This window comes from Vibrio sp. 10N.247.311.14 (genome assembly GCF_041467715.1).
Lineage (GTDB): Bacteria > Pseudomonadota > Gammaproteobacteria > Enterobacterales > Vibrionaceae > Vibrio > Vibrio crassostreae_C.
This window is the reverse complement of the sequence record NZ_JBFSVE010000099.1, coordinates 1-4821: the sequence shown is the minus strand read 5'-3', so window position 1 is coordinate 4821 and position 4821 is coordinate 1. Positions and strand designations below refer to the sequence as shown.

Annotated in this window: 2 protein-coding genes; both read right to left on the bottom strand. The window is 44.0% G+C overall.

From position 1 onward, the window contains the following. Nucleotides 1-107 precede the first annotated feature (107 nt). The gene (locus tag AB6F11_RS21430; protein WP_102394655.1) at nt 108-2186 is read right to left on the bottom strand and encodes a DUF4962 domain-containing protein; all 2079 of its coding nucleotides are present in this window, start codon (nt 2184-2186) and stop codon (nt 108-110) included. 219 nt (nt 2187-2405) lie between these two features. Continuing rightward, on the bottom strand, nt 2406-4184 hold the full coding sequence (locus AB6F11_RS21425; RefSeq protein ID WP_048613949.1) for a sodium:solute symporter family transporter: 1779 nt from the start codon (nt 4182-4184) through the stop codon (nt 2406-2408). Between the last annotated feature and the right edge of the window lie 637 nt (nt 4185-4821).

Sequence of the window (4821 nt, the reverse complement as noted above, 5' to 3'; positions counted from 1 at the left end):
GTAGAGGACTTTCACCTCCTAGATCAACGCCATGCTCGGCGCACAACAAAAAAACTCCGAGCTTTCACTCGGAGTTTTTAGTATCTAGCTTCTGTTGCTTCAGCGAATTACAGTTCGATTGAAACCGTTTCACCATCAACATTTAGCATTAGCGTGTTGCCTTCAAGCTTGTGAGACACTTCAACTTGCTCGCCTTCGTTCTTATTAGGAACAAGAAGCGTAAGGATGTTGTGCTCTTTTGATGGCTTGAATTCCACTTCAACGTGACGGTGGATTTCAAGATCTTTGAACTCGTATGGGTCAACTTCGCCAAAACCTTCAACGTTCTTAACTGACGTGATGTTATCAGCAGACTCGTTGATGAAGTTTACATCTAGGTGCGCAACTTCGCCACGGATAGTGAAAGACTTGTCTGCCACGTCGTTTGCGAAAGTTGTGTGCATTAGCCAAGTCATGTCTTTCTCTTCAGAAAGCGTTGCCTTGTCTTGCATTACGAATACTTTACCTTGAACAAACCAGACCTTACGTTTGTAAGATTCAATTTCAGGAACGAAGTACTTGTAAGATGCCGTTGCATCACCCTCAACCATCTTCACATCAGATTCAGTGTCGAAATCAGAGATGTTGCCGCCCGCTTCGATACAGAAGCGATCTTGGTGGTTTTCGTAGCCCGTGTTCTTGTTCTCGCCGTACTGACCTTTACCGCCAAATAGTGGAAGGTTCTTAGAGAACGTTTGACGACGCCATTTAGTGTGCATATCAACACCGAAACCACCGTAGTAGCCAGTGATTGACGCTAGCGTTTCACCGAATGCATGCAACGTGAATGCGTTTTGGTCACCGTGAGAGTGGCTGATTGAGCCAAACGGAGAACATTTGAATACCATGTGAATATGGTTATCACGCTCAGTCATCTTGTTGTGGAATGCAGCCCAACCCGTGATTGGGAATACTTTCAACAGTGGGTCATTCGATGGTGCTTTCTCTTCAGGTGCATCCCAAAGGAAGTTAAAGCGAAGATCATCGTAACCGAAGTCCCACCAACCGAAGTTGTAGAATTTGGTGTGTGCTTCAGTATCACGGCCTTTCAGTTGGTTGTAGTACCAAACATACTCAGGCTTCTGGTTAACACCTGCGTAATGCTTGATGTTGTAAGCCAGTTTTAGACCTGGGAAATCACCGATTGAAGACTGGTCACAGAAGCTCGCGCGCTTAGAGTGAACAGGCATGCAGTAAAGCGGGAAATCACCTGTGTTTTCGTAGAATGTTTTGTTGAACATGTCTACGCCACAGTATGCTTTCAATAGATCGAATGCTTCGCCTAGGAATGCAGTTTGTGTGTTCCAGTAGTCAGGACCTTCAGCCCAACCGCCGTCTACACCGCCCCATGGTGGGTAATGTACTGCGTAATATTCTAGAGCGTATGCAATGTACTCGCCTGCTTTCGGGTGATCGTGGTAAAGCGCGATACACGTTGGAATGATAGCAGAAGAGATAGAACGAACACCGTGGCTGTTCAGTGGGTTGTTCAATAGATCAACCGTCACTTTCAGGTGGTGCATAATTTCGTCTAGACGCTCAATCAAAGCATCTTGAACTTGCTGACGTTCTTCATCTGTGAAGTAGCCGTGTAGCCAGTCGTAACCCCAAGCCATAGCCGCGATAACACGGAAAGCCGCTTCATCGTTATAGCCACGAGAAGTCACGCCTTCTGGATCGTACGTAGACAGTTTTAGAGTCCAAGCTTTTGCTTTAGCAATTAGCGCTTCGTCTTCTTTCACAACACCAGCAATTGCTAGGTTACGTGTCGCGTTCAGTGCCATTTGGCAATCAACGTACATTTGACGCCAGTAAGGACGCCATAGAGAAGCCTTACCTACCGTCTCAGCTGGGTACGCTTGAGGCTCTTCGAAAGGAGCAGTCTCAAGGAACTTAACTGTCGAGTTATTGTAGAAATCATCAAACATGCAGTGAGCTTCATCAGCTTTCACTTTCGCTTTGAATTCTTCTAACTGATCTGCTTGAACAAGAAGACGTGGACGTGCTTCGCTCAAGTTGTCTAGGAATGATAGGTCGAAGTCACGTGTCTGTACTTCGATAGGGAGTAGGTCTACAAGATTACCTGCTGAAGTATCATTCTCCAGCTTCATCTTCCTGATTGCATCAAGAGATTTTTGGTCGCTCATTCTAACTCACTTATTTTTCAAGTTGATTGAAAGGAATTAGCAACAATATACGTCTTATTGTAGGACAATTGAATCTATTTCGGTTCGATTGAACCATTTTGTACAGTTTTCGTGATTTAGGTCAGATATCTTCCTCCTGACAGTTTTTCCGTTTCGCAGAGCAAAAAAATGCGACGCCCTTTCGAGTCGTCGCATTCTATTATAATCGTTTTCTATGTATTAGCTTTCAGTTACTGCTTTCGCTTGCTTGCCGCCGTCATCGACCGCTTTAACCAATAGCACACCAACACCACCAACAATCACACCACAAAGGATGAAGACTAGGCGCCCCCACATTGGGTTAGTGAGTAGAGCCATTAGCATGATACCGACACCCGCTACCGCAATCAGTTTACCAAGCATTTCACGCTGTTTGTTATCCAGTACTTTCTGTTCTGCTGACTCAGCAACTAATGGAGTAGACAGGTTACCGAAGAACTTATCAACGTCTGCTTGACGCTTCTCAGTTAATGGCTTGTAGAACAGAGTTGATAGGATGAAGAAACCACCTGTCAGCGTAATGTGAGCAATAAGACCGATAGCAACCTTAACATCAGACCATTCACGGCTTGTTAGCTCTTCTAGACCGAAGATTGAAGACACCATTTCAGCGTTAACAACGAAACCTACGTAGTAAGAAACAAAACCACCAACCACTAGCGTACCCCAACCAGCCCAGTCCGGAGTCTTCTTAATAAAGAAGCCAAGGAATGCAGGAATTGTCATTGGGAAGCCGATCAGTGCGCCTACATACATCATTGTATCGAACAGGCTCAAACCTTTAAGCGAGTTGATGAACTGTGCGATAAGGATGATAGCGATACCAAACACGGCAGAAGTAATCTTAGAAACCGTTACTAGTTCTTTTTCGCTAGCTGCACCTTTACGAACGATTGGTTCATAGAAGTTCTTAACAAAGATACCTGAGTTACGGTTTAGACCAGAATCCATTGAAGACATTGTCGCTGCAAACATCGCCGCAACTAGAAGGCCAACCATACCTGCTGGCATGTACTCTTGTACGAAGTATAGGTAGGCAAAGTCACCCGCTTTCTTACCTGCATCTGGGTAAGCTGCTGCTAGGTCGACACCTTGACCTGCAATGTACCAAGAAGGCATGAACCAGATAAATACACCACAAAGCATTAGCACACACGCTAGTAGCGCCGCTTTCTTCGCGTTCTTTGAGTCTTTAGCCGCTAGGTAACGGTAAGAGTTAAGCATGTTGTTAGTAATAGAGAACTGCTTCACGAAGATGAAGAATGCCCAAATGCTGAAGATGCTTAAGTAGTTAATGTTGTTACCAGAAAGGAAAGAACCGCCTTCCGCTACTGGGAAGTTATTCACGATTTCACCAACACCGCCACCTTGAACAACAGCAACAACAGCACATGTCACGGTTACTGCCATAATGATAACCATCTGCATAAAGTCAGATGCGATTACCGCCCATGAGCCACCCGTTACAGACATTGCCAATACAACCAAACCGGTGATCCAGATAGTTGCTGTCATGTCGAAACCGAAGATACCAGAAGCGATGATTGCTAGTGCGTTTAACCATACACCGGCAGAAACAACACTGTTTGGCATTGAAGACCAAGTGAATACTTGTTCGTTAGTCGCACCGAAACGCATACGAATTGCTTCGATTACCGTTACTACACGTAGTTGACGGAACTTTGGAGCAAAGTATGCGAAGTTCATGAAGTAACCAAATGCGTTAGCTACGAAGATGACCGCTACTGCAAAACCATCGTTATACGCTTTACCTGCCGCACCGGTGAATGTCCATGCACTAAACTGGGTCATAAAGGCGGTTGCACCAACCATCCACCACAACATGTTACCGCCCCCGCGGAAGTAGTCACTGGTGGTACTTGTAAATGTTCTAAACATCCAACCTATCGCAATCAAGAATAGGAAATAAATGCCGACAATAATCGTGTTGAGTTCCATCGTGTATCCTTTGTCCGTTGTATTTTGTTACGAGGACTATAGGAAATCTCAAACTTTATTTGTAGTACAATAATCTAAATAAGTGATGGCGATCTTATTTTAATTGATTAAGTTAATTATATATATGACATAGGATGGAATATGGCCAATCCATTAAGGAAATTACTGGTGTTTGAGGTAAAAACTCAAAAAACCAAGGACAAATAACATCACACCCATTAAAATCAAAGGCTTATAAAAAAGTGAGACTTTGCACACTTATTAACAAATACAACCAAACACATATAAATATAAAATTCTCAAAAATAATAAAAGCCAAATCAGAGCGGAATCACCTTCATTCATCACACAATAAACCAGTGTTTTTTATCTATTGAGAGTGGACAATTTCATTAGAATTCAACTTAAATTAATCCATATTGAAGCGGCATATCCTGTTCAAACGATGGCGGATTAAAAATATACAAAAATGAAAAATCATGGATGACGCATAATTATTTGGGGGGGGGGGGGGGGGGGGGGGGGGGGGAAAAAAAAAAATATGCGGGGGTGGGGGTTTTTAACAAAGCCCGCCCCCCGCGAAAATGCGGGTTTTGGGGGTTTGGGGTGTTGGGGTTTAAAAAAAAAGGGGGGGGGG

What these genes read in the sequence shown, in the direction of transcription:
- AB6F11_RS21430 (WP_102394655.1), bottom strand. Translation starts at nt 2,186, where the DNA reads ATGAGCGACCAAAAATCTCTTGATGCAATCAGGAAGATGAAGCTGGAG.
- AB6F11_RS21425 (WP_048613949.1), bottom strand. Translation starts at nt 4,184, where the DNA reads ATGGAACTCAACACGATTATTGTCGGCATTTATTTCCTATTCTTGATT.